Here is a 23,472-nt window from a genome sequence, read left to right as displayed (position 1 = left end):
GCGCAGCGGCAACTGCTGACCATCACCGGTGTGGGCGCGCAAGCCAGCGCACTGCTGTGCAGCTTGCTGACGCGGCTGCACTTTGCCAACGCTGATGCCTTGGTGGCCTTCAGCGGGCTGGACCCGCGGCCCAACGATTCGGGGCGCAGTCGAGGCAAAAGAAGGCTGTCCAAGCGCGGATCGCCCGACCTGCGCCGCCAGATGTACCTGGCGGCCATGTCGGCTTCTCACAGCAAGGTGTTCAGCCCGCTCTACAGGCAGCTTCGCAGCCGCGGCTTGACTACAACTGAAGCCCTGGTGGTCTTGGCAAGAAAGCTGCTGCGCGTGGCGTTTGCCGTCTGGTCCAGCGGCAAGCCATTCGACCCCGAAAAGTTAACGGCCGCCGCTTGACGAAAACCATAGAACCTTCGCCGGTCCGCTGCGCGAGCCCCCTCGGGGGGCAGCCCCCGGAAGGGGGCGTGGGGGTCAAAAGTGGATTCCGCGCATCATTTGCTGGAGGGCGACCGCCTCGGGTGAAAGCTGCGGCTTGCCGCCCTTCTCGCCCTTGGCGGCGTCCGAATCCGGGAACATGCGGAAGCTGGTGTTCATCGCGATCTGCGCGACGCGCGGCACGAGCGCATGCAGAATCTGGCCGGTGATGCCCAGCCGCGTGGCGATGCGCACTGGCTTGTAGACGCAGGCCTGGGCGATCATGTCGGCCGCCTCCTCGGGCGCCAGCGTCGGCACGTTGTTGTAGATCTTGGTCGGCGCGATCATCGGCGTGCGCACCAGCGGCATGTTGATCGTCGTGAAGCTGACGCCCTGGTCGGCGAACTCGCTGGAGGCACAGCGGGTCCAGGCGTCCAGCGCCGCCTTGCTGGCCACGTAGGCCGAGAAGCGCGGCGCATTCGTCAGCACGCCGATCGAGCTGATGTTCACGACGTGGCCGCGGCGCTTTGCCACCATGCCGGGCAGCAGGCCCATCGTCACGCGCAGGCAGCCGAAGTAGTTGAGCTGCATCGTGCGCTCGAAGTCGTGGAAACGGTCGTAGCTGTTCTCGATCGCGCGGCGGATCGAGCGGCCGGCGTTGTTGATCAGGAAGTCGACGCCGCCGAAGGTCTCGGTCAGCCAGGCCACCAGCTCGTTGCAGCTCTGCTCGTTGGCGATGTCGGCCGAGAAGGTGTGCACCTGCGCGTCCTTGCCAGCCTTGCTGCGGATCTCGGCCTCGGCCTCCTTCAGCTTGACCTCGTCGCGCGCGCAGATCACGGTGATCGCGCCGGCTTCGGCGAACTTGATCGCCGCTGCCAGGCCGATGCCCGACGAGCCGCCGGTCACCAGCACCACCTTGCCGCCCACCGTGCCGCGAAGTGAACGGTCGATCAGTAGATCCGGGTCGAGATGGCGCTCCCAGTAATCCCACAGCCGCCAGGCGTAGTCGTCGAGCTTGGGGCACTCGATGCCCGAGCCCTTCAGCGCGGCCAGCGTCTCGCGGCAATCGAAGCGGGTCGGGTAGTTCACGAAGGTCAGGATGTCCTCGGGCAGGCCAAGGTCCTTCATCACCGCATGGCGCACGCGGCGCACCGGCGCGATCGCCAGCAGCCCCTTCTTCACGCTCTTCGGGATGAAGCCCAGCAGCGCGGCGTTGACGAACAGGTTCATCTTCGGCGCGTGGGCCGCCTTGGCGAAGATGCCCAGCACGTCGCCGACGCGGTAGCCCACCGGGTCGACGAGGTGGAAGCATTTTCCCTTCACCGCCGCCTTCGAGTGGCTGATGTAGTCCAGCGCATCGACGACGAAGTCGACCGGCACGATGTTGATGCGCCCGCCTTCCAGCCCCACCGCCGGCATCCACGGCGGCAGCAGCTGGCGCATGCGCTGGATCAGCTTGAAGAAGTAGTAGGGGCCGTCGATCTTGTCCATCTCGCCGGTGTGCGAGTCGCCGACGACCATGGCCGGGCGGTAGACCGTCCACGGCACCTTGCATTCCTTGCGCACGATCTTCTCGGACTCGTGCTTGGTCATGAAGTACGGGTGCTCCAGCCCTTCGGCGTCCTCGAACATGTCCTCGCGGAACACGCCTTCGTACAGGCCGGCCGCGGCGATCGAGCTGACGTGGTGCAGGTGGCCGGCGTCGATCGCCTTCGCGAACTCGACGACGTTGCGCGTGCCCTCGACGTTCACGCGCACCTGGCTTTCCTCGTCGGCCTTCAGGTCGTAGACCGCGGCCAGGTGGTAGACCGCGTCGATCTGGCCCTTGAGCTGCTTGATCACGTCGCTCGCGACGCCGAGCTTCTTCTCGGTCAGGTCACCGCTGACGGCGATGGCGCGGGCCTTCGACACGCCCCAGTGCTCGAGGAGGCCGGCCACCTTGTCCTCGCTGCCGGGGCGTACCAGGAAGTACACCGTGGAGCCGCGACGGGCGAGCAGCTTCTTGACGAGGCGTTTGCCGATGAAGCCGGTCGCGCCGGTGACGAAATACTGCATGGGGCCTCCTGAGGTACGAATTGGATGGGTAAGAGCCGCGCCGATTTTGGCCCGCCCCGCCACGGGCCTCGTTTCGCGCTTACCCGAGATAGGCGCGCTCACCTAGCGTTTTAGGATGCCGCCTCGAAAACCCGCTCCTACACTGTCCCGCAGACACTGTCGCCAACCCTGTACGCAAGGAAAGAGGAACACCATGGTCAAGAAGCTCAAGAAGATGGCCGAGCAAAAAGCCAGCTCCCCCGCGGGCCTGCTGGACAGCCAGCTCGCCGGTGCGGTGAAGGCCTCGGCCCAGCAGATCTGGCTGGCCGGCATGGGCGCGTTCTCCAAGGCCCAGGAAGAAGGCAGCAAGGTGTTCGAGGCCCTCGTCAAGGAAGGCGTGAGCCTGCAGCGCAAGACCCAGGCCGTGGCCGAGGAGCGCATCGGTGAAGTCACCGGCAAGATGAGCGCGATGGCCGGCGAGGTCACCAACAAGGCCGGCGCCTCGTGGGACAAGCTGGAGTCGATCTTCGAGGCCCGCACCGCCAAGGCGCTGGGCAAGCTCGGCGTGCCGACCGCGAAGGACGTGGCCGCGCTGACCGCCCGCGTCGATGCGCTGGCCGGTGCCGTCGCCAAGCTCGGCGGCAAGGTGGCTGCGCCGGCCAAGGCCGCCAAGGCCCCGGCCAAGGCCACCAAGGCCGCGCCCACGGGCAACGGCGCCAAGAGGCCCGTCGCCAGGAAGGCCGCCCCGGCGAAGAAGGCCGCGGCACCGCGCAAGGCCGCCGCGAAGAAGGCGGCTGCGAAGTCCGCCGAGGGCGGGGCCGCCTGAAGCCCTGTCGGCGGTGGCCGAGTGCCGCCGCCTGAGACCACTGCGCGTTGAGTTCCACCCGCCGCCCCGCCGAACCGAGCCCCCCGTCGACCTCACCGAGGGTCGCGCTGGCGCTTGCCGGCGGTGGCCCGCTCGGCGCAATCCACGAGATCGGCGCCCTGTGCGCCCTCGAAGAGGCGCTGCCGAGCCTGGACTTCACGACGCTGAACGCCTACGTCGGCGTCTCGGCCGGCGCCTTCATCGCCGCCGGCCTGGCCAACGGCATGACGCCGCGCCAGATGTGCGCCGCCTTCATCGAGAGCGACGGCGGCGCCGACGACCTGATCGACCCGCGCCTGTTCACCCGGCCGGCCTGGGGCGAATACCGCCGGCGCTTCGCCCGCCTGCCGGGCCTGCTCGCGCAGATGGGCTGGCAGGTGCTGGCCGGCGACCTGCCGCCGATCAATGCCCTTGGCCAGCTCGGCGGTGCGCTGCCGACCGGCCTGTTCGACAACCACGGCATGCAGGCGCAGCTCGAGCGCGTGTTCGCCGTGCCGGGCCGCACCAATGACTTCCGCCAGCTGCGCCGCCGCCTCGTCGTCGTGGCGACCGACCTCGACACCGGCGAAGCCGCGCCCTTCGGCCAGCCGGGCTGGGACGACACGCCGATCGCCCGCGCGATCATCGCCAGCGCCGCGCTGCCGGGGCTGTACCCGCCGGTGTCGATCGGCGGGCGGCACTATGTGGACGGCGCGCTGAAGAAGACGATGCACGCCTCGGTCGTCCTCGACCAGGGGCAGGATCTGCTGATCTGCCTGAACCCGCTGGTGCCCTTCGATGCCTCGCACCGGCTGGACGAACCGGCCGAAGGCGAGCGCAGCGGCCCGCGGCCGACGGCCCACGAGGGGCGCATCCCGCACCTGGCCGCGGCCGGGCTGCCGGCGGTGATGAGCCAGACCTTCCGCACACTCATTCATTCGCGGCTCGAGCTGGGCATGAAGGGCTACGGCATCAGCCACCCCGAGTGCGACATCGTGCTGCTCGAGCCCGACCACCACGACCCGGCGCTGTTCCGCGCCGGCACCTTCAGCTACACGCTGCGCCGCGAGCTGGCCGAGCACGCCTACCAGCAGACGCGCCGCCTTCTGCGCAATCGCTGCGGCGAGCTGGCGCCGGTGTTCGCCGAGCACGGCGTGCCGCTGGACCTGGACCTGCTGTTCCGCGAACGCCGCCTGCTGCCCAAGCTGGCGCTGCGCCGCTCGGGCAGCGACCTGGCCGAGCGCACGCACCAGGTGCTGGATCAGCTCGAGGCGCGGCTGCGCGAGATCTCGCCCACGCTGGTCGAGCGGCGGGCTCAGCCCAGGTAGCGCCTCTCCAGGTGAGCCCGGAAGTGCGCCGGGTTCAGCGCCTCGCCGCTGACGCGTGCGGACAGCTCGTCGGTGGTCCAGCGGCTGCCCTGGCGCCAGATGTGCTCGGCCAGCCAGTCGAACATCACGCCCAACTCGCCATCGTTGATGCGTACGTCCAGGTCCGGTATGGCACGGCGCATCGCCGCGAACCACTGCGCGGCGTACATCGCCCCCAGCGAATAGCAGGGGAAGTAGCCGAACAGGCCCTCGGCCCAATGCACGTCCTGCATCGGCCCGTCGGTGTAGTTGCCGCGGGTGTCGATGCCCAGCAGCTCCATCATGGCCGCGTCCCACAATGCGGGGATGTCTTCGGCCTCGACCTCGCCTTCGATCAGCGCGCGCTCGATGTCGAAGCGCATCATCACGTGCGCCGGGTAGGTCACCTCGTCGGCATCGACGCGGATGAAGCCGGGCGTCACGCGCGTCAGCAGGCGGTTCAGGTTGCCCGGCATGAAGGCCGCCTGGTCACCGAAGGCCTCGACCAGCAGCGGCGACAGCAGGCGCGCGAAGCCCGGATGCCCGCCCAGCTGCATCTCGAAGGACAGGCTCTGGCTCTCGTGCAGCGCCATCGAGCGCGCCTCGGCCACGGGCTGGCCGAGCAGGTCGCGCGGCAGGTTCTGCTCGTAGCGGCCGTGGCCGGTCTCGTGGACCGTGCCCATCAGGCTCTGCAGGAAATCGTCCTCGCGAAAACGCGTCGTCAGCCGGACATCCTCGGGCACGCCGCCCGAAAACGGGTGGGCACTGACATCGAGACGGCCGGCCGAGAAATCGAACTGCAGCAGGTGCATCACGCGTTCGCACAGCGCACGCTGCGCCGCGAGGTCGAAGGGGCCGTGCGGCGGCAGGACGACCTCGCGGGCCTGTTTGTCGACCACGCGGCGGATCAGGTCGGGCAGCCACCGTCGCACCTCGCCGAACACCTGCCTGACCTTGGCGGTCGTCATGCCGGGCTCGTACTGGTCCATCAGCGCGTCGTACGGCGTCAGGCCCGAGCGATCGGCCAGGCGCTGCCCGCATTCACGGCTGACCGCCAGCACCTCCTTCAGGTTGGGCAGGAAGCCCGCCCAGTCGTTGGCGGGTCGCTGGCTGCGCCAGGCGTGCTCGCAGCGGGAAGTGGCCAGCGAGCGCCGCTCGACCAGCGCTTCGGGCAGCGCGGTGGCGCCATCCCACTGCCGGCGCATCTCGCGCAGGTTGGCGCGCTGGGCGTCGTCCAGCGCCTCGGCCTCGGCCGCGGCGAGCTCGGCGCCCAGGCCGGCGTCGGTTCGCAACCGGTGCACCAGCGCCGACATCTCGGCCAGGGCCTCAGCGCGGGCCTCGTTGCCGCGCGGCGGCATGTTGGCCTGCTGGTCCCATTGGGCGATGTTCAACAGGTGCCCGAATCGGTGGATCCGGGTGAAGCGACGCGTCAGCGAGTCGTACTGCGGGTTGGCGGTTTGCATCGGCGGTGCCGGTGCCCGCGGTGGCGGTCACCGGTTGTCTCCAGGAGAAGGTTGTAGGGTGATTGTGACGGCAACGCTCGGCGCGCCGCGCGGCGCTGCCCCCCCCTGAAGGGGGATGGCGCGAGCGCTGCGCTTCGGCTGGAGCCGTCAACGCCCGGGCAGCGGCTTCGCCTCGACGATCCAGGGCGCGGACGCCCCGGGCCCGCTCACAAGCTGTTGAACTGGCCCGGGAACCACCACAGCAAGGCTGCGGTCATCGAGACGTAGCGCGCGAACTTGCCGACCGCCATGTAGGCCACGCAGGGCCAGAACGGCAGCTTCAGCCAGCCGGCCACCGCGCACAGCGGGTCGCCCACCGCCGGCAGCCAGCTCAGCAGGCAGGCCTTCGCACCGAAACGCTGCAGCCACTGCAGCGCGCGTGCCTCGTGCGGCGGGTGATGGCGGATCTTCTCGTAGGCGCGCTCGGCGCCGTAGCCCATCCACCAGGTGATCGCACCGCCGATCGTGTTGCCCACGGTAGCCACGAGCACGGCGGGCCAGAACAACGTGGCGTCGAGCTTGACCAGGCCGATCACCGCGAACTCGGAGCCCAGTGGCAACAGCGTGGCCGAGATGATGGCCACCAAGAACACCGCGGGCAGGCCCACGTTCGGCAACGTCAACACGGCCAACAGGCCGTTGACCCAGGACACAATCCCACCTTCCATGCCAACGCATTATGGAAGGCCCCGTGGCGCAGCATCGCGCCGGCGGGCACATTCGCGCCAAGACGCCCCGGGAGGCCGCATGCTCACCACCACCGCCGCACGCGCGCGACGATGCGCACGAAGACACGCACGACGCATCGCCGGTCTGGCGTTCGCCAGCATGCTCGGCCTGGGGCTGGCCACGCCGCCGGCTTCGGCGGCCGAAGGCTGCACGCAGCTCGCAGCCTCCGGCAACCCGGAGTACCCGCCCTACCTGTGGCGCGACCCGGACAACGAGAACAAGCTGATCGGTGCGAACGCCGAGCTGATGCAGTGGCTGGCCAAGGAGATCGGCATCCCGATCGACGTGCAGTACAGCGGGCCCTGGGGCCGCGTGCAGGAGGAGACGCGGCTGGGCCACCTCGACCTGATCGCCGGCGCCTTCTTCACGCTGCCGCGCACCGAGTACATGGACTACTTCCATCCCGCGTTCCACGAGACGCGCTCGGTGCTCTGGACGCGCGGCGACAATCGTGCGCTGAAGTTCCGCCGCTGGCCCGATCTCGTCGGCCTGCAGGGTGTGACGGTGATCAACAACAGCTTCGGCGAGGAGTTCGACCGCTACGCGAAGGACAGGCTGCACATCAACCAGGTCGCGAGCCTGGAGCAGGCGATCCAGATCGTGCAGAACCGGCGTGCCGACTACCTCGTCTACGAAGACAGCCCCGGCCAGGCCTTTCTCGCGCGGCGCAGCATCACCGATGTGAAGATGCTCGGCGAGCCGGTGGCGCGCGAGAACCTGTACCTGACGCTGTCGCACCGCTCGGCCTGCAACACGCCGGAGCTGCGCGGCCGCCTCGCCCGCGCGCTGTACAAGCTCGGCCGCGACAAATCGGTGATGGCCGGCTTCGTCGACCGCGCCATCCAGCTCTGGCGCAAGCAGACGGGCAAGTCCTAGCTGGGGTATCGGGCTGGCGGCCGGCGCCCACCACGGCCCGGTAGAATCCTGCCTCCTTTTTGAGCACTGCATGTCTTCCCCGGCCCGCCTCCACCCGCTGCACATCGGCCCGTACGCGCTGGCGAACAACCTGTTCGTCGCGCCGATGGCCGGGGTGACCGACCGGCCGTTCCGGCAGCTGTGCAAGCGGCTCGGCGCGGGCTACGCGGTCAGCGAGATGGTGACCTCGCGCAAGGACCTGTGGCAGTCGCTGAAGACCTCGCGCCGCGCGAACCACGCGGGCGAGCCGGGCCCGATCGCGGTGCAAATCGCCGGCACCGACGCGGCCATGATGGCCGAGGCCGCCGCCTACAACATCGACCGCGGCGCGCAGATCATCGACATCAACATGGGCTGCCCGGCCAAGAAGGTGTGCAACAAGTGGGCCGGCTCCGCGCTGATGCGCGACGAGGCCGGCGCGCTGGCCATCATCGAGGCGGTCATCGCGGCCTGCGCGCCGCGCGGCGTGCCAGTCACGCTGAAGATGCGCACCGGCTGGTGCGCCGCCGAGCGCAACGCGCTGGCGCTGGCGCGCGCCGCCGAAAGCGCCGGCATCGCCCTGGTCACCGTGCACGGCCGCACGCGCGAGCAAGGCTACGGCGGCCAGGCCGAACACGACACGGTGGCCGCGATCAAGGCCGCACTGCGCATCCCGTTGGTCGCCAACGGCGACATCGATTCGCCCGAGCGCGCGGCCGAGGTGCTGCGCCAGACCGGCGCGGATGCGGTGATGATCGGCCGCGCCGCGCAAGGCCGGCCGTGGATCTTCAACGAGATCGCCCACTACCTGCGGCACGGCGTGCGCCCGAGCCCACCGGCCACGCGCGACGTGCAGCGCTGGCTGACCGAGCACCTGGCCGACCACTACAGCCTGTACGGCGAGGAAAGCGGCGTGCGCAGCGCACGCAAGCACATCGGCTGGGCGGTGCGTGCGCTGCCCGGCGGTGAAGCCTTCCGCGCCGTGATGAACACCCTCGACGACGCCGCGGCGCAGCTGCGCGCGGTGACCACTTTCTTCGACCACCTGGCCGACGCCCACGAGCGCCTGCCCGTGGCCGATGTCCACGCCGCCAACCAGGACCAGATCGCGCTGCTCGCCTGAGCAACGAACCGCAGGAGCCCGCCGCGAGGCGGGCCTTTTCATTGTCATGAGCCGAAAGAACATCGAAGACTGCGTCCGGGAGACGCTGACGCAGTATTTCAAGGACCTCGATGGCACCGAGCCCCACTCGCTGCACGACATGGTCATGCTGACCGTCGAGCGGCCACTGCTCGACGTCGTCATGCGCCAGGCCGACGGCAACCAGAGCAAGGCCGCCGAGTGGCTGGGCATCAACCGCAACACGCTGCGCCGCAAGCTCGTCGAGCACAAATTGATCTGACCCCCACGCTCCCTTCCGGTCGCTGCCCCCCGAGGGGGCTCGCGCAGCGGACCGGCAAAGCCGGATCCGCGCACGCCACTTGAAGGGACCGGCGCTTCGCGCGGCCCGCCTGATTCACCAACCTCTACCCACTCCACACCATGTCCGACCTCACCGCCCTGCTCTCGGTCTCCGACAAGACCGGCATCGTCGACTTCGCCCGCGCACTACACGCCCAGGGCATCAAGCTGCTCTCGACCGGCGGCACCGCCAAGCTGCTGGCCGACAACGGCCTGCCGGTGACCGAGGTCTCCGAGATCACCGGCTTCCCGGAGATGCTCGACGGCCGCGTGAAGACGCTGCACCCGCGCGTTCATGGCGGCCTGCTGGCTCGGCGCGACGTGCCGGCCCACATGGCCGCGCTGAAGGAGCACGGCATCGGCACGATCGACCTGTTGATCATCAACCTCTACCCGTTCGCCCAGGCCACGGCCAAGGCCGATTGCACGCTGGAAGACGCGATCGAGAACATCGACATCGGCGGCCCCGCGATGCTGCGCGCCGCGGCCAAGAACTGGCAGGACGTGGGCGTGGTCATCGACCCCACCGATTACCCGCAAGTGCTGGCCGAGCTGCAATCGGGCGGCCTGAAGCGCGCCACCAAGTTCATGCTGGCCAAGAAGGTGTTCGCCCACACGGCCGCCTACGACGGCATGATCACCAACTACCTGACCGCGCTCGAGCCCGGCGCGGAAGAGAAGACCGAAGCCGTGCCGGCGCGCGCCGAGTACCCGCAGGTGTTCAACCTGCAGTTGCACAAGGTGCAGGGCATGCGCTACGGCGAGAACCCGCACCAGTCGGCCGCGTTCTACCGCGAGGCCAAGCCGGTCGAGGGCACGCTGGCGCAGTGGACGCAGATCCAGGGCAAGGAACTCAGCTTCAACAACATCGCCGATGCCGACGCGGCCTGGGAATGCGTCAAGGCCTTCGACCAGCCGGCCTGCGTGATCGTCAAGCACGCCAACCCCTGCGGCGTGGCCGTCGGCGCGACGCCGCTCGAGGCCTACCAGAAGGCGCTGAAGACCGACCCGACCAGCGCCTTCGGCGGCATCATGGCCTTCAACCGGCCGATCGACGCCGACGTGGTCGAGGCGATCAACGCCAACAAGCAGTTCGTCGAGGTCGCCATCGCCCCGGCCATCCTGCCCGGTGCCCGCACGGCCTACGCGAGCAAGCAGAACGTTCGCCTGCTGGAGGTGCCGATCAGCAAACTCTCCAACCCGCTTGATTTCAAGCGTGTTGGGGGCGGCATGCTGCTGCAATCGGCCGACGCGATCGACATCGTCGGCGAGGTCAAGGTGGTCACCAAGCTGCAGCCCACCGCGCAGCAGATGAAGGACATGCTGTTCGCCTGGACCGTGGCGCGCTTCGTCAAGAGCAATGCGATCGTCTTCTGCAAAGACGGCATGACGATGGGCGTCGGTGCCGGCCAGATGAGCCGCCTCGATTCGGCCCGCATTGCCAGCATCAAGGCCGAGCACGCCGGGCTGCCGCTGCAGGGCACGGCCGTCGCCAGCGACGCCTTCTTCCCGTTCCGCGACACGCTGGACGTCCTGATCGACGCCGGCGCGACCAGCGTCATCCACCCGGGCGGCTCGATGCGCGACGAAGAGGTCATCGCCGCGGCGGACGAACGCGGCATCGCGATGGTGCTCACGGGCACCCGCCACTTCAGGCACTGAGATATTGGCCCCCACGCCCCCTCCGGGGGCTGCCCCCTGAGGGGGCTCGCGCAGCGGACCGGCAAAGCCGGATCCGCGCACGCCACTTGGAGATGGCGGCTCCTGCGGAGCGCCATCAATGCAGCGCGGCGAGGAACTGTTTCAGTTCGGGGGTCTGCGGTGCGCCGAACAATTGCTCGGGTGAACCCATCTCGTGGATGCGGCCGGCGTGCATGAAGACCACGCGGTCGCTGACCTTGCGTGCGAAGTTCATTTCGTGGGTGACCATCAGCAAGGTCATGCCCTCGTCGGCCAGTGATTCGACGACCTTGAGCACCTCGCCGACCAGCTCGGGGTCGAGCGCCGAGGTGATCTCGTCGCACAGCATCACGCTGGGCTCCATCGCCAGGGCGCGGGCGATGGCCACGCGCTGCTGCTGGCCGCCGGAGAGCTGATCGGGCCAGGCGTCGAACTTGTCGGCCAGGCCCACGCGCTCGAGCAGCCGGCGCGCCTGCGCCTCGGCCGCCGCCGCATCGCGCTTCTTCACCAGCGTGGGGGCCAGCATCACGTTGCGCCCCACGCTCAGGTGCGGAAAGAGGTTGAAGCTCTGGAAGATCATGCCGACGTGCTGGCGCAGGCTGCGCATCGCACGCGCGTCGCCGTGGCGCAGCGGCTGGCCGTCGACCTGCAGCGCTCCGTGCTGGAATTCCTCCAGCCCGTTGACGCAGCGCAGCAGCGTGCTCTTGCCCGAGCCGCTCTTGCCGATGATGGCGATGACCTCGCCGCGCTGCACCTGCAGGTCGATGCCCTTGAGCACCTCGTTGGCGCCGTAGCGCTTGCGCAGGCCGGCGATGTCGACGATGGATTCAGCGTTCACGGCGAAGCTTTCTTTCGAGGCGCCGGCTCCAGGCCGACACCGGCCAGCACAGCGCGAAGTACACCAGGGCCACGCAGGCGTAGGTGGTGAAGGGCCTGAAGGTCGCGTTGGTGATCATCGTGCCGGCCTTGGTCAGCTCGATGAAGCCGATCACCGAGGCCAGCGCGGTGCCCTTGATCACCTGCACGAGGAAGCCCACCGTCGGCGGCAGCGCGATGCGCAAGGCCTGCGGGCCGACCACATGGCGCAGCTTCTCGCCGAACGACAGCGCCAGGCTGTCGGCGGCCTCCCACTGCCCCTTCGGGATCGCGCTGACGCAGCCGTGCCAGATCTCGGCCAGGTAGGCGCTGGTGTAGAGCGTCAGCGCCAGCCCGGCCGCCAGCCACGCGGGCACGTCGATGCCCAGCAGGCCTAAGCCGAAGTAGGCCAGGAACAGCTGCATCAGCAGCGGCGTGCCCTGGAAGAGCTGCGCGTACAGGCTCACGCCGGTGGCCGCGCCGCGCAGCCGCGCCAGCCGGGCGAGCAGCAGCGCCAGGCCGACCAGCCCGCCGCCGACGAAGGCCGCGAGCGACAGCGCCACCGTCCAGCGCGCCGCCAGCCCGAGGTTGCGGAAGATGTCCCAGAGGGTGAACTCGACCATCTCGCTGGTCCCCGCTCAATGCAGCCGGGGCGTGCGGCCGAACAGCCAGCGCGGCCCGATCCAGTACAGCGCATGGCGCAGCGCGAGCGACAGGGCCAGGTAGACCCCCGTCGCGACGATGAAGGCCTCGAAGGCGCGGAAGTTGCGGCTCTGGATCAGGTTGGCGTAGTAGCTCAGCTCCTGCGCCGCGATCTGGCCGCATACCGCCGAGCCGAGCATCACGATGACGATCTGGCTCACCATCGCCGGCCACACGCGGCCCAGCGCCGGCGGCAGCACCACGCGCAGGAAGACCTGTGCCTCGCTCAGTGCCAGGCTGCGTGCCGCCTCGACCTGCCCGCGCGGCGTGCCCTCGATGCCGGCGCGCACGATCTCGGCCGCATAGGCGCCGAGGTTGACGACCATCGCGAGCACAGCGGCCACTTCCGGCGTGAGCCGCACGCCCAGGCTGGGCAGGCCGAAGAAGACGAAGAACAGCTGCACGATGAAGGGCGTGTTGCGGATCAGCTCCACATAGGCGCCCACCACGCCGCGCAGCGCCACCGGGCCCGAGGAGCGGGCCCAGGCGCAGGCCACACCCAGCGCCATGCCCAGCGCGGCCGCCACGGCGGTGAGGCCGACCGTGAAGACCGCGCCGCGCAGCAGCAGCGGCCACGCCTGCAGCACGGCGGCAAAGTCGAGCGTCACCATCACGTTCAGTCCGGCAGCGCACCGGCCGGGCGGCCGAGCCACTTCTGCGCCAGCTTGTCGAGCTCGCCCGCGGCCTTGGCGCCGGCGACGATCTCGTTGACCTTCGCACGCAGCTTGTCCTCGCCCTTGGCCACGCCGATGAAGTTCGGCGAATCCTTCAGCACGAACTTCAGCTCGGTGCCCAGCTGCGGGTTGCGTGCCATCAGGTTGGCCGCCACCGAGGCACCGGTGGCCAGCACCTGCACCTGGCCCGAGGCGAAGGCCGAGATGGTGGCGTTGTTGTCCTCGAAGCGCTTGATGTCGGCGCTGGGCGGGGCGATCTTGCTGAGCTCGATGTCCTCGATCGCGCCGCGCGTCACGCCCACTGTCTTGCCGGCCAGATCGCCCGCGCTCTTGACCACCGTGCCCTTGGACGCGAAGACGGCCTGGAAGAACGGCGAGTACGCGGCGGCGAAATCGATCACCTTCTCGCGCTCGGGGTTCTTGCCCAGCGTGGAGATCACGAGGTCGGCCTTGCGCGTCTGCAGATAGGGGATGCGGTTGGCGCTGGTCACCGGCACGAGCTCGACCTTCACGCCCAGCTTGGCGCCGATGTAGCGGGCCATGTCGATGTCCAGCCCTTGGGGCGCCAGGTCGGTGCCGACGAAGCCGTAGGGCGGGAAGTCGGTCGGGATGGCGATCGTGATCTGCTTCTTCGCGAGCACGTTGTCGAGGGCGTTCTGGGCGAACGCGGCCGGGCTGACGGCCAGGGCGGCAAGGCACAGGGTGGCAAGGCGGCGGGTCGGCATGGTCATTTCTCCAAGGGGCGCCGGCGGGCGGCGCGGGGTGACGATTCGAGGGCCGTGCGCAGCCGCGACAGCTCGTCGGCCGGTGGCGTGGGCGCGCCCAGGTGTTCGACGACGGTCGCGATGTGCTCGCGCACCAGGCGCGTGGCCAGCGCGATGTCGCCGGCCCCGAGCGCCTCGACGATGCGGGCGTGGTCGTCGCACGAGCGCGAGGCATCGTGCGTCGACTGGAACAGCGTGGCGATCAGCGTGGTGCGCGCGGTCAGGTCACGCAGGATGTCGGCCAGCAGCGTGTTGCCGGCGCACTCGGCCAGGCAGACGTGGAAGTCGCCCAGCAGGTAGCTGCGGCGGCCCGGATCGCCCGCGCGGATGGCCTCGCGCTCTTCCTTCACGTGGCGCTTGAGCCGGGTGATCGCTGCGCGCGGCGGCGCGCCATTGAGGCTCTGCACCAGGCCGGTCTCGATGGCCACGCGGGCGTCGAAGGCTTCCTTCGCCTCTTCCGCCGAAGGTTGCACGACGAACCAGCCGCGCCGTGCGTTGACCTCGACCATGCCGCGCGCCGACAGCCGCGCGAGCGCCTCGCGCACCAGCGTGCGGCTGACGCCGAACAGGTCGGCCAGCGATTGCTCGCCCAGCCGCTGGCCCGGCGCGAGCCGGCCGGCGAGGATCGCGTCGACGATCCGCGCCGCGATCTGGTCCGGGCTGTGGCGCCCGCCCTGTTCCTGTGCCATGAGGGGTGTCTTGCGTACCGCGCCGGTGCGTCACGCCCACTTGGCGTGCATCACTGGCATGCGAATCTTGTATGCAAGACTGGACCGCAAGCGCCATGCCAGGCGCTGCCCCGTCCACCGCCTCGGCGGACGCCGTGCCGCTCAGCGGCTGTGCGAGGTCAGGCTCGACAAGGGCGCCGCGAGGCTCACGCCCGGCGCCGCCGGGCGTGCCGCCGGCTTCTCGCCGGGCTGCGCGGTGTCGGGCTCGGCGGCCTCGACCACCCCTTCACCGGTGGCACCTTCCGGCAGCGCCTGCTCGTCCACGTGCCGCCGCATCGCGACGCCCACCGCCAGGATGTCGATCACCAGCAGGTGCAGGATGCGGCTGACCATCGGCAGGTGGGTCGTCACGTCTTCCGGGTAGTCGACGATCAGCGCCACGTCGGCGCGGCGAGACAGCGGCGACTGGCTGGCGGTGATCGCGATCACCGCGGCGCCGCGGGCCTTGGCCTTGTCGACCACCTCGATCAACTCGGGCAGGCGGCCGCTGCCGCTGATCACCACCACCACATCCCGGGGCTTCAGCACCGCGGCGGCGAGCAGCTGCAGGCGCGGGTCGCTGTACGCCATGCTCGGCACGCCGAAGCGCAGGAACTTGAACTGGGCGTCCTGCGCGACGACACCGTAGTGGCCGAGCGCGTAGAAGTCGATCCGCTCGGCACCGAGCAGCAGCTCGGTCGCGCGGTTGATCATCTCGCGGTTGAGCTGGCTGCGCACCTGCAGGATCGCCGACGCGGTGTTGCCCAGCACCTTGCTGCCGAGCTCCAGCATCGAGTCGTCGGTCGTCACCTGGGTGTGGGTGATCGGCACCGTGCCGGTCAGGCTCGAAGCCAGGCGCAGCTTGAAATCCGACAGGCCCTCGCAACCGAGCGAACGGCAGAAGCGGATCACCGTCGGCTGGCTGACCTGCGCAGCGCGGGCGATCTCGGCGATCGGGTCGTTCAACACCGAGCGCGGGTGCGCCAGCACGTGGTCGGCCACGCGCAGCTCGGCCGGCGTCAGCTCGCCGCGGGCACGGCGGATCTGCGTGAGCATCGTCGAGGCCGGCGCATCGCTGATCGTGCGCAGCTGTGCCTCGAGGATGGCGGAGGCGCCGATGAAGGTGGCCTGCTCGGCGGTGATCACGAAGGTCGGGATGTCGGCCAGGTAGCGCGAGAAGCGCCCCTTGTCCTCGAAGCGGGTGCGAAACGGCGAGCGGTCGAAGTACGCGCCCAGCCGCGGCACGATCGCGCCGCCGATGTAGATGCCGCCCAGCGCGCCGAGCGTGACCGCGAGGTTGGCCGCCGCGGTGCCGAGCAGCGCGCAGAACACCTCCAGCGTGTCGGCGCAGACCGGGTCGGTGCCGTCGAGCGCGCGCTGGGTGATCTCGGGCGCCGACAACTCGTCGGCCTTCTTGCCGGCGTGTTCGGCCAATGCCCCGTGCATCAGCTCCAGCCCGGGGCCGGACAGCAGGCGCTCGAACGAGACGTGGTCGTACTGCTTCCACGCATGGCGCAGGATCGCGATCTCGCGCTCGTCGCGCGGCGAAAAGCTGGTGTGGCCGCCTTCGGAGCCGAGCGAGATCCAGCCGTCGCCGGCCGGGATCAGCCCGGACATGCCCAGCCCGCTGCCCGAGCCCAGCAGGCCGATCACGTTCTGCTTGCGCGCGGTGCCGCCGCCGACCTGGCGCACGTCGCGCGGGCCCAGGCGCGGCAGCGCCATCGCCAGCGCGGTGAAATCGTTCAGCACCACCAGCGTCTCGAACCCCAGGCGCTGGCGCATCTGCTCGATCGAGAACTGCCAGTGGTAGTTCGTCATCCGCACCTGGTCGCCCTCGACCGGGTTGGCGATCGCGACCGCGGCATGCCGGATGGACGTGCCCGCCGGCAAGGTGGCCAGGTAGGCGCCGACGGTGGCGTGGAAGTCGGGGTGGTCGGCGCAGCGCAGCGAGGCGACCTGCGTGAACTCGCCGGAAGCCACTTCGAGCGCGAAGCGGGCGTAGGTGCCGCCGATGTCGGCGATCAGCCGGGGGCTGTCGAAGGTGGCCATGGGCGGGGGTCCGGTGCGTCGGGAACAGGAGGAGGATTATCTCGTCGCCGCCGGGCCGCCCCAAGGCGACGAATCCCCCTCGGGGGGACCGACGCCGAAGGCGGCGTAGGGGGTGCGCCCCGCACGAAGACCACCGCGCTGCGCGGCGGGATGGTGAAAGCCCCGCTTGGTGGGTCGAACCGGGCCGCGCGCGCCGGCCGCGTGTCGGCCGCGCCGGGCTTCAGGTGCACCGGGTGCAACCGCCAGGGCGCGCCCGCCAGCTCGGGCAGCGCCAGGGCCTGTTCGGTCGTGGCCGCGTTGACGAAGTACGCCAGCTCGCCGAAGCGGGCATCGGCGCGGCCCGCACCGTCGAGCCGCCCGACGATCACGGCCGGGTTCTGCTTCGGCCCGCTGTTCGGGAACGACAGGCGCTGCTCCACCTCGGCCGCATCGCGCAGCCGGAACAGCGGCGTGCTCGCGCGGATCGCGAGCAGGTCGCGAAAGGCATCGCGCGCGAAGGCGATGTCGGCCGGCGCCGGCGCGACCCCGCGCTGGGCCAGCAGCGGCTGGAATACCGGCCAGCTGCGCCCGTTGTCGCCCTGGGGCGGCAGGCCGGTGCCGAAGTGGTTGGTCCGGTACGACCAGTCGAGGCGGTTGAACCAGTCGCCCGAGTCGTAGCTGTTGCGATCGAGCGATTTGCTGCGCAGCGTGTCGATGCCGGCGTGGAAGTAGGCCACGCCCTGGCTGAACAGGTTGATCGCCATGGCGAGCACCTGCACCCGCGCGCGCTCGTGCCCCGGGGTCTCGCGCGGCAGCTTCAGCACGTTGTTGTCGAACAGTGTCTGGTTGTCGTGGTTCTCGACGTAGTTGACCACCTCGCCGGGCTGGCTGGCATAACCCGCCGGTTGGCCGGCATAGTCGATCTGGTCGAGGCGCTTCACCTCGCCCTGCCGGGTCTCGAAGCGGAAGTCGCGCAGCGTGCCGGCCAGGCCGACGCGGATCTGGTCGGCCAGGCGCATCGCCTCGTCCATCGTCACTTCGGGCGGCCCGTCCAGCGCGCCGTTGACCCAGCCCTTGCGCTCGACGAGGGTGGGGCCGTCGTCGCCGGCCGAGCCGCCGCGCACGGCATCGCGCCCGCGGTCGCTGAAGGTGCCGATGCCGGCGCCCGCGAGCGAGCGCTGCGAGGCCTGCACGAAGCGCCGGCCGTCGGCCACCTCGCCGAAGTTCCAGCCCTCGCCGATCAGGTTGACGTGGCGGCCGGTGACGGCATCCACATCGTGCTGCAGCGCTTCCATCACCGCGCGCGGCTGGTGGGCCATCAGGTCGAAGCGGAACGAATCGATGCGGTATTGCGTGGCCCACAGGCGCACCGAATCGACCATCAGCTTGGCCATCATCGCGTGCTCGGTCGCGGTGTTGTCGCAGCAGGTCGAGCGCTCGACCTGGCCGGTCGCATCGAGCCGGTGGTAGTAGCCGGGCACGATGCGGTCGAGCACCGATTTCTCGTGCTGCCCGGCCGCGGCGGTGTGGTTGTAGACCACGTCCATGCCGACGCGCAGGCCGGCGCGGTGCAGCGCCAGCACCATCGCGCGGAACTCGCGGATGCGCACCGCGCCGTCGGCCGCGTTGCTCGCGTAGCTGCCTTCCGGGGCGCTGTAGTGGAAGGGGTCGTAGCCCCAGTTGAAGCAGTCGCGCGCGGCCTGGGCCATCACCGCGGCCTGTTGCACCGGGCTGTCCGACGCGGCTGCGGGCACGCGAGGCACGGTGCAGCCGGCCTCGGGAACGCTCGCCAGGTCGAACACCGGCAGCAGGTGCACATCGGTCAGCCCGGCCTGCGCGAGCGCGCGCAGGTGGCGCATGCCGCGCGAGCCGGTGTCGGTGAACGCGAGGTACTTGCCGCGGTGCGCGGCCGGCACACTCGTGTCGGTGACCGAGAAGTCGCGCACGTGCAGTTCGTAGACCACCATGTCGGTGTTGGCCCGCACGGTGGCCGGGGCGGCATGCGTGTCCCAGCCGGCGGGCTTCAGCCGCGGGTCGCGCAGGTCGGCGATGTAGGTGCGCCGCGAGTCGGTCGTCAGGCTCACGGCGTACGGGTCGGTCACGCGGTTGCGCACCCAGCCGGTGCCGGGCACGAAGACCTCGACCAGGTAGCTGTAGTAGCGGCCGCTCAGGTCCCGCGCATGCGTCACGCCCCAGGCGCCGGTCGTATCGTCGTGCTGCAGGGGCTCGGCGGCCTCGGCCGCGCCCTGCCCACGCGGGTACAGGCACAGCGTGACCGCGCGGGCCGTGGGCGCCCAGAGCCTGAAGCCGGTCGACCCACGCGGCCGCGGCGTGGCGCCCAGGTCCGTGAGGGCCGCCGCCGGCGCATACAGCGCATCGAGCAGGCCGGGCGACTGCACGGTGGTCGCGTCCTGCAGCCGGCCCTCGGCATCTTCACGCACCAGCACCCATTGGCCGGCCAGCAACGCCGGCAACCGCGCCCGGTCGTCGGCCGCCAGCGCCAGGCGCGCGCCGGCGGCCAGGTGCCTGAAGCGCTGGTCGCGCGACGGGTCCGCCGCCTGGCTCGTCTGCAGCGCAAAGGCCGCGTCGGCGCCCTCGGCCGCTTGGCCGGGCTGCAGCGCCAGCCGGCCTTCGGCGCTGTGCAGCAGCCGGAAGCGCTCGCCAGCCACCACCTGCACCTCAGGCCATTGCAGCGTGCCGGCGTCGAGCCAGACGGCCCGCGCGTCGGCCGGCCCGGCCGAGGGCTGCAGCACCGCCTGCCAGGCCGGGCCGTCGCAAGCGGCCGCGGCGCTGGGCACCTGGGCCGCCGAGTGCTGCGAGACGGCCAGGCCGAATAGCAGAAGGATCAAACGTCTGAGCATCAATTCATCGTAGCAAAACTACATCTCGAGGTCAGCATGGATTCCACCGCCAGGTCAGTTCATCTATCCTGTACCCGACATCGACAAGTTGAGAAGTATCTTTACTACACCGTGCGAACGAACATACGACTTCTCCTGCTCGGCGCTGCAGCCGCCAGCCTGCCCGCTGCGGCCCAGCCGGTGGACCTGAGCCCGGTGCCGTTCCAGGCCGCGCCCAGCGCCCTGCCCGAGGGCTGGCAGCACGGCGCGTTCATGGAGATCTTCGTCCGCGCCTACCAGGACTCGGACGGCGACGGCATCGGCGACCTGAAGGGCCTGACCCGCCGGCTCGACTACCTCAAGGACCTCGGCGTCAGCGGCCTGTGGCTGATGCCGATCCAGGCCAACGGCGACGGTGACCACGGCTATGCGACGCGCGAATACCGCAGCGTTGCGCCCGAATACGGCACGCTGGCCGACTTCGACGCGCTGATCCGCGCGGCGCACGCGCGTGGCATCGGCGTGGTGATGGACTACGTGATCAACCACAGCGCGGCGCAGCACCCCCTCTTCACCGAAGCCGCCAAGGGCAAGGACAACCCCTGGCGCGACTGGTACGTCTGGCGTGACACCGCCCCGCCCGGCTGGGACATCTGGGGCAACTACCCCTGGTACGACGCGGCGACGAAGCCGTGGCTGTTCAAGGGCGAGCCCAAGGACCTGCCCCACCCGGGCGCGAACGCGACCGACCTCTACTTCGGCACCTTCGGCCCGCACATGCCGGATTTCAACCTGCGCAACCCGAAGGTGCTGGATTACCACCTGGCCAGCCTGCGCTTCTGGCTCAACCGCGGGCTGGACGGCTACCGGCTCGATGCCGTGCCGCACATGATCGAGAACGACGCGGTGCACTGGAACGACCAGCCCGAAAGCCGCGCGCTGACCAAGCGGCTGCAGGATGAGATCAAGGCCTACCCGCGGCGCTTCGTGGTCTGCGAGGCGACTGCCGAACCGGCGGCCTACGGCGACCCTGCGGTCTGCGGCGGTGCCTTCGCCTTCGGCTACACGCAGCATTTCGTGAAGGCGGCGCGGGGCGAGGCGGCTTCGGTGCAGCAACTGGCCGACTTCTACCGCACGGCCTCGCCGACGATGGCGACCTTCGTCTCCAACCACGACATCTTCGCCGGCCTGCGCCTGTGGGACCAGGTCGACGGCGACCTCGCGCGCTACCGCCTGGCCGCCGCCGGATACCTGCTGCAGCCGGGCACGCCCTTCGTCTACTACGGCGAGGAGATCGGACAGGCCAGCGTCGCCGGCCTGCCGGGCGACCAGCCGCTGCGCTCACCGATGAGCTGGACCGCCGAGCCCGGCCGGGCCGGCTTCACCACCGGCACGCCGTTTCGACCCGTCGCGCCCAATGCCGCGCACTTCAACGCCGCCTCGGAAACCGCCGACCCGCACTCGCTGCACGCCTTCTACAAGGCGATGCTGGGCCTGCGCAACAGCCGCCCGTCGATCGCCAGCGGCCGCTTCGAGGCCAGCTTCGCCAACGGCCTGGTGCTGGGCTTCCAGCGCCGGCTCGGCAGCGAACGCAGCCTGGTGCTGATCAACTACGGCACCCAGCCCGCGATGGTGCGCATCCCGGGGCTCGGGTCCGGCGACCGGCTCGGCGCGCTGTACCCGGCGCGCGCCGAAGCACCAGCCGGTGACACCGTGACGCTCGGCCCGCAATCGATCCAGGTCTTCGACATCCGATGATAAATCGCCTTGTTCACGCACTCGTTCGCGCGCTCCTTCGCACGCTCGCCCTGACCGCCCTTGCCGTCGTGCAGGTGAACGCGCAAGCGCAGGTCGTTGAACGCATCGAGCCGCCGTTCTGGTGGGTCGGCATGAAGCACCGCCCGCTGCAGCTGATGGTGCATGGCGAGCGCATCGCCGAGTTGCAGCCGCGGGTTCGCGCGCCGGGCGTGAGGTTGCTGGGCAGCCGCTCGGCCGGCAACCCGAACTACCTCTTCATCGACCTCGAGATCGCGCCCCGTGCCCGCCCCGGCACGATCTCGATCGAATTCCTGCGCGGCCGGGCCCGCGTGCTGAGCCAGGCCTACGAGCTGCGTGCCCGCGCCCCCGGCTCCGCCACGCGCCGGGGCTTCGGCCCGGCCGATGCGATCTACCTCGTCGTGCCCGACCGGTTTGCCAACGGCGATGCGGCCAACGACAACCTCGCGGGCTACGGCGACCCGGTCGACCGCGCGAACAAGAGCGGCCGCCACGGTGGCGACCTGAAGGGCATCGCCGATCACCTCAACTACATCGCCGGCCTCGGCTTCACCCAGCTCTGGCCGACGCCGATCGTCGAGAACCGGCAATTGAGTTACTCGTACCACGGCTACTCGGCGACCGATCTGTACCGCGTCGACCCGCGCTTCGGCACGAACGACGACTACCGGAACCTCGTGCAACAGGCGCGCGCCAAGGGCCTGGGCGTGATCATGGACCTGGCGCCCAACCACATCGGCTCGGGCCATGGGTGGATGGCGGACATGCCGGCGCCGGACTGGCTGAACCACCCCACCCGTTACGTCGAGACCAACCACCGCCACGTCACCGTGCAGGACCGCTATGCCGCGCAGGTGGACAAGGCCGGCATGACCGATGGCTGGTTCGTGCCGACGATGCCGGACCTGAACCAGCGCCAGCCGCAACTGGCCACCTACCTGGTGCAGAACGCGATCTGGTGGATCGAGGCCTTCGGCTTGTCGGGCATCCGCGCCGACACCTACCCGTATTCGGACAAGGCCTTCCTCGCCCGCTGGTCCGGCGCCATCATGGCCGAGTACCCGAACCTGTCCATCGTCGGCGAGGAGATGACCGAGCACGCCTCGATGGTCGCCTATTGGCTCGAGGGCCACCGCAACCACGACGGCTACGTTTCGCACATGCCGAGCATGATGGACTTCCCGCTGCACGGTGCGCTGCGGCAGGCCCTCACCGAGCCCGAGGGCCAGGGCTACGGCGTCGGCTTCGGGCGCCTGTATGAAGCGCTGGTCGACGACATCCAGTACCCCGCGCCGGAGAAGCTCGTGCTGTTCGAGGGCAACCACGACACCAACCGAGTCTTCTCCGCGCTCGGCGAGGACGAGGCGCTGAACACGCTGGCGCTGACCTACCTTGCGACGATCGCGCGCACGCCGCAGATGTTCTACGGCAGCGAGATCCTGATGAAGAGCCCCATCGAGCGCGACGACGGCATCGTGCGCAGCGATTTTCCCGGCGGCTGGACGGGCGATGCGGTCAACGCCTTCACCGGCGCCGGCCTCGGCGATGCGCAGCGCCGCACCCAGGCCCTGGTGAAGCGCCTGTTCACCTGGCGCAAGGGTTCACTGGCCGTGCAGCGCGGCCGGCTCGTGCACTACGCGCCGGAACGCGGCACCTACACGTACTTCCGCCTCGACGCGGCCAGCGGCCAGCGCGTGATGGTGGTGTTGAGCAAGGCGGGCGAGCCGGTCCGGCTGGACACGCGGCGCTTCGCCGAGGTGCTGCCCGCGGGTGCACGCGGCACCGACATCCTGACCGGCACGGCCTACGAACTCGGCACTGAGCTCGTCATACCAGCCCGGACGGCCCTGGTGATCGACCTCGGACGCTGAGCCGGAGGTCAGTGCGGCCGCGGCTGACGCCGGACTTCCGGCATCGAGAACTCGCGGCCGATCGCGCCGCGGGCGTAGAGGTAGTTCAGCTTCGCGCGGGCCGACAGCGCGTCGAGGTCCACGTGGCCGGCCGCATCGCACTCGAAGGCGTAGGCGCGACCGGTGTCGAACAGCGACTGGAACCGCAACTCGTAGTGGCGGCGGTCGGGCAGGTAGATCGCAGCGAGGGGTTTCATGATCGGGCCTCCTTTCAGGTGGCACGGGTGCATGACCTGGATCAGACGCTCGCACGGCGCTCCCGTGCATCCCCAGAGCGCGGGAGGTACATCCCCCCATATCGGGAGGAAGTCACGCTT

At 69.9% G+C, this 23,472-nt stretch carries 20 protein-coding genes; 9 read left to right on the top strand and 11 right to left on the bottom strand.

The annotated features are described in order from the left end of the window. Positions 1-390: transposase (locus VJ693_RS14515; RefSeq protein ID WP_324155188.1), on the top strand; the 390-nt coding region annotated here is incomplete at its 5' end. A gap of 75 nt (positions 391-465) precedes the next feature. On the opposite strand, the gene VJ693_RS14510 is transcribed toward VJ693_RS14515, so the two are convergent. After that, entirely contained in the window at positions 466-2,463 is a 1,998-nt protein-coding gene (locus VJ693_RS14510; RefSeq protein ID WP_324155186.1) for an SDR family oxidoreductase, read from the bottom strand. Positions 2,464-2,656: 193 nt separating this feature from the next. Here VJ693_RS14510 and VJ693_RS14505 point away from each other — a divergent pair, with 193 nt between their 5' ends. Then, positions 2,657-3,268: a phasin family protein gene (locus VJ693_RS14505; RefSeq protein WP_324155185.1), complete on the top strand. Its 612-nt coding sequence runs from the start codon at positions 2,657-2,659 to the stop codon at positions 3,266-3,268. A 47-nt stretch (positions 3,269-3,315) separates the two neighbouring features. Beyond that, entirely contained in the window at positions 3,316-4,614 is a 1,299-nt protein-coding gene (locus VJ693_RS14500; protein WP_324155183.1) for a patatin-like phospholipase family protein, read from the top strand. Here VJ693_RS14500 and VJ693_RS14495 read toward each other — a convergent pair. Together VJ693_RS14495 and VJ693_RS14490 are read right to left on the bottom strand one after the other, a co-directional pair. Next, positions 4,602-6,095: a carboxypeptidase M32 gene (locus tag VJ693_RS14495; protein WP_324155182.1), complete on the bottom strand. Its 1,494-nt coding sequence runs from the start codon at positions 6,093-6,095 to the stop codon at positions 4,602-4,604. The genes VJ693_RS14500 and VJ693_RS14495 overlap by 13 nt on opposite strands. A gap of 206 nt (positions 6,096-6,301) precedes the next feature. Next, positions 6,302-6,802, bottom strand: coding sequence for a YqaA family protein (locus VJ693_RS14490; RefSeq protein WP_324155181.1), 501 nt, complete (start codon positions 6,800-6,802; stop codon positions 6,302-6,304). A gap of 79 nt (positions 6,803-6,881) precedes the next feature. On the opposite strand from VJ693_RS14490, the gene VJ693_RS14485 reads away from it, so the two are divergent. The 4 genes from VJ693_RS14485 to purH all read left to right on the top strand — a co-directional run bounded on the left by VJ693_RS14485 (position 6,882) and on the right by purH (position 10,881). Further along, positions 6,882-7,739: a substrate-binding periplasmic protein gene (locus VJ693_RS14485; RefSeq protein WP_324155179.1), complete on the top strand. Its 858-nt coding sequence runs from the start codon at positions 6,882-6,884 to the stop codon at positions 7,737-7,739. Between the two features lie 97 nt (positions 7,740-7,836). Further along, positions 7,837-8,880, top strand: a complete 1,044-nt coding sequence (gene dusB, locus VJ693_RS14480; RefSeq protein ID WP_324155194.1) for a tRNA dihydrouridine synthase DusB — start codon at positions 7,837-7,839, stop codon at positions 8,878-8,880. A gap of 46 nt (positions 8,881-8,926) precedes the next feature. Beyond that, complete coding sequence (locus tag VJ693_RS14475) at positions 8,927-9,160, top strand: Fis family transcriptional regulator (RefSeq protein ID WP_324155178.1); 234 nt, start codon at positions 8,927-8,929, stop codon at positions 9,158-9,160. 140 nt (positions 9,161-9,300) lie between these two features. Next, positions 9,301-10,881: a bifunctional phosphoribosylaminoimidazolecarboxamide formyltransferase/IMP cyclohydrolase gene (gene purH, locus VJ693_RS14470; protein ID WP_324155177.1), complete on the top strand. Its 1,581-nt coding sequence runs from the start codon at positions 9,301-9,303 to the stop codon at positions 10,879-10,881. 115 nt (positions 10,882-10,996) lie between these two features. Here purH and VJ693_RS14465 read toward each other — a convergent pair whose 3' ends face one another. From VJ693_RS14465 to VJ693_RS14435, 7 genes are all read right to left on the bottom strand, one after another. Next, entirely contained in the window at positions 10,997-11,737 is a 741-nt protein-coding gene (locus VJ693_RS14465; RefSeq protein WP_324155175.1) for an amino acid ABC transporter ATP-binding protein, read from the bottom strand. Then, positions 11,727-12,377, bottom strand: coding sequence for an amino acid ABC transporter permease (locus tag VJ693_RS14460; RefSeq protein ID WP_324155173.1), 651 nt, complete (start codon positions 12,375-12,377; stop codon positions 11,727-11,729). The genes VJ693_RS14465 and VJ693_RS14460 overlap by 11 nt, the downstream gene beginning before the upstream one ends. A gap of 15 nt (positions 12,378-12,392) precedes the next feature. Next, positions 12,393-13,067 (bottom strand): amino acid ABC transporter permease, encoded by a 675-nt coding sequence (locus VJ693_RS14455; RefSeq protein WP_414652285.1) that lies wholly within the window; start codon positions 13,065-13,067, stop codon positions 12,393-12,395. A 5-nt stretch (positions 13,068-13,072) separates the two neighbouring features. Further along, positions 13,073-13,855, bottom strand: coding sequence for a transporter substrate-binding domain-containing protein (locus VJ693_RS14450; RefSeq protein ID WP_414652284.1), 783 nt, complete (start codon positions 13,853-13,855; stop codon positions 13,073-13,075). A gap of 2 nt (positions 13,856-13,857) precedes the next feature. Further along, positions 13,858-14,583 (bottom strand): GntR family transcriptional regulator, encoded by a 726-nt coding sequence (locus VJ693_RS14445; RefSeq protein ID WP_324155169.1) that lies wholly within the window; start codon positions 14,581-14,583, stop codon positions 13,858-13,860. Positions 14,584-14,724: 141 nt separating this feature from the next. After that, positions 14,725-16,650 (bottom strand): glucokinase, encoded by a 1,926-nt coding sequence (locus VJ693_RS14440; protein ID WP_324155167.1) that lies wholly within the window; start codon positions 16,648-16,650, stop codon positions 14,725-14,727. After that, positions 16,623-19,490 (bottom strand): alpha-1,6-glucosidase domain-containing protein, encoded by a 2,868-nt coding sequence (locus tag VJ693_RS14435; RefSeq protein ID WP_324155166.1) that lies wholly within the window; start codon positions 19,488-19,490, stop codon positions 16,623-16,625. The genes VJ693_RS14440 and VJ693_RS14435 overlap by 28 nt, the downstream gene beginning before the upstream one ends. A gap of 111 nt (positions 19,491-19,601) precedes the next feature. Here VJ693_RS14435 and VJ693_RS14430 point away from each other — a divergent pair, with 111 nt between their 5' ends. Both VJ693_RS14430 and VJ693_RS14425 read left to right on the top strand, forming a co-directional pair. Beyond that, positions 19,602-21,227: an alpha-amylase family glycosyl hydrolase gene (locus VJ693_RS14430; protein ID WP_324155164.1), complete on the top strand. Its 1,626-nt coding sequence runs from the start codon at positions 19,602-19,604 to the stop codon at positions 21,225-21,227. Beyond that, positions 21,224-23,116: a glycoside hydrolase family 13 protein gene (locus VJ693_RS14425; protein ID WP_324155163.1), complete on the top strand. Its 1,893-nt coding sequence runs from the start codon at positions 21,224-21,226 to the stop codon at positions 23,114-23,116. Before VJ693_RS14430 ends, VJ693_RS14425 begins: the two co-directional genes overlap by 4 nt. An 8-nt stretch (positions 23,117-23,124) precedes the next feature. Here VJ693_RS14425 and VJ693_RS14420 read toward each other — a convergent pair whose 3' ends face one another. Then, positions 23,125-23,352 carry a hypothetical protein gene (locus VJ693_RS14420; protein ID WP_324155161.1) on the bottom strand — a complete coding sequence of 76 codons (228 nt, stop codon included), beginning with the start codon at positions 23,350-23,352 and terminating at the stop codon, positions 23,125-23,127. Between the last annotated feature and the right edge of the window lie 120 nt (positions 23,353-23,472).

The organism is Ideonella sp. (genome assembly GCF_035254525.1).
Classification (GTDB): domain Bacteria; phylum Pseudomonadota; class Gammaproteobacteria; order Burkholderiales; family Burkholderiaceae_C; genus Ideonella.
This window is presented reverse-complemented; position numbering and strand designations above follow the sequence as displayed.

Excerpts from the sequence above, each read along its gene's own strand:
- VJ693_RS14510 (WP_324155186.1), bottom strand. The coding sequence starts at position 2,463 with ATGCAGTATTTCGTCACCGGCGCGACCGGCTTCATCGGCAAACGCCTC.
- VJ693_RS14505 (WP_324155185.1), top strand. The coding sequence starts at position 2,657 with ATGGTCAAGAAGCTCAAGAAGATGGCCGAGCAAAAAGCCAGCTCCCCC.
- VJ693_RS14495 (WP_324155182.1), bottom strand. The coding sequence starts at position 6,095 with ATGCAAACCGCCAACCCGCAGTACGACTCGCTGACGCGTCGCTTCACC.
- VJ693_RS14490 (WP_324155181.1), bottom strand. The coding sequence starts at position 6,802 with ATGGAAGGTGGGATTGTGTCCTGGGTCAACGGCCTGTTGGCCGTGTTG.
- VJ693_RS14485 (WP_324155179.1), top strand. The coding sequence starts at position 6,882 with ATGCTCACCACCACCGCCGCACGCGCGCGACGATGCGCACGAAGACAC.
- VJ693_RS14475 (WP_324155178.1), top strand. The coding sequence starts at position 8,927 with ATGAGCCGAAAGAACATCGAAGACTGCGTCCGGGAGACGCTGACGCAG.
- purH (WP_324155177.1), top strand. The coding sequence starts at position 9,301 with ATGTCCGACCTCACCGCCCTGCTCTCGGTCTCCGACAAGACCGGCATC.
- VJ693_RS14460 (WP_324155173.1), bottom strand. The coding sequence starts at position 12,377 with ATGGTCGAGTTCACCCTCTGGGACATCTTCCGCAACCTCGGGCTGGCG.
- VJ693_RS14455 (WP_414652285.1), bottom strand. The coding sequence starts at position 13,067 with ATGGTGACGCTCGACTTTGCCGCCGTGCTGCAGGCGTGGCCGCTGCTG.
- VJ693_RS14450 (WP_414652284.1), bottom strand. The coding sequence starts at position 13,855 with ATGCCGACCCGCCGCCTTGCCACCCTGTGCCTTGCCGCCCTGGCCGTC.
- VJ693_RS14445 (WP_324155169.1), bottom strand. The coding sequence starts at position 14,583 with ATGGCACAGGAACAGGGCGGGCGCCACAGCCCGGACCAGATCGCGGCG.
- VJ693_RS14440 (WP_324155167.1), bottom strand. The coding sequence starts at position 16,650 with ATGGCCACCTTCGACAGCCCCCGGCTGATCGCCGACATCGGCGGCACC.
- VJ693_RS14435 (WP_324155166.1), bottom strand. The coding sequence starts at position 19,490 with ATGCTCAGACGTTTGATCCTTCTGCTATTCGGCCTGGCCGTCTCGCAG.
- VJ693_RS14425 (WP_324155163.1), top strand. The coding sequence starts at position 21,224 with ATGATAAATCGCCTTGTTCACGCACTCGTTCGCGCGCTCCTTCGCACG.
- VJ693_RS14420 (WP_324155161.1), bottom strand. The coding sequence starts at position 23,352 with ATGAAACCCCTCGCTGCGATCTACCTGCCCGACCGCCGCCACTACGAG.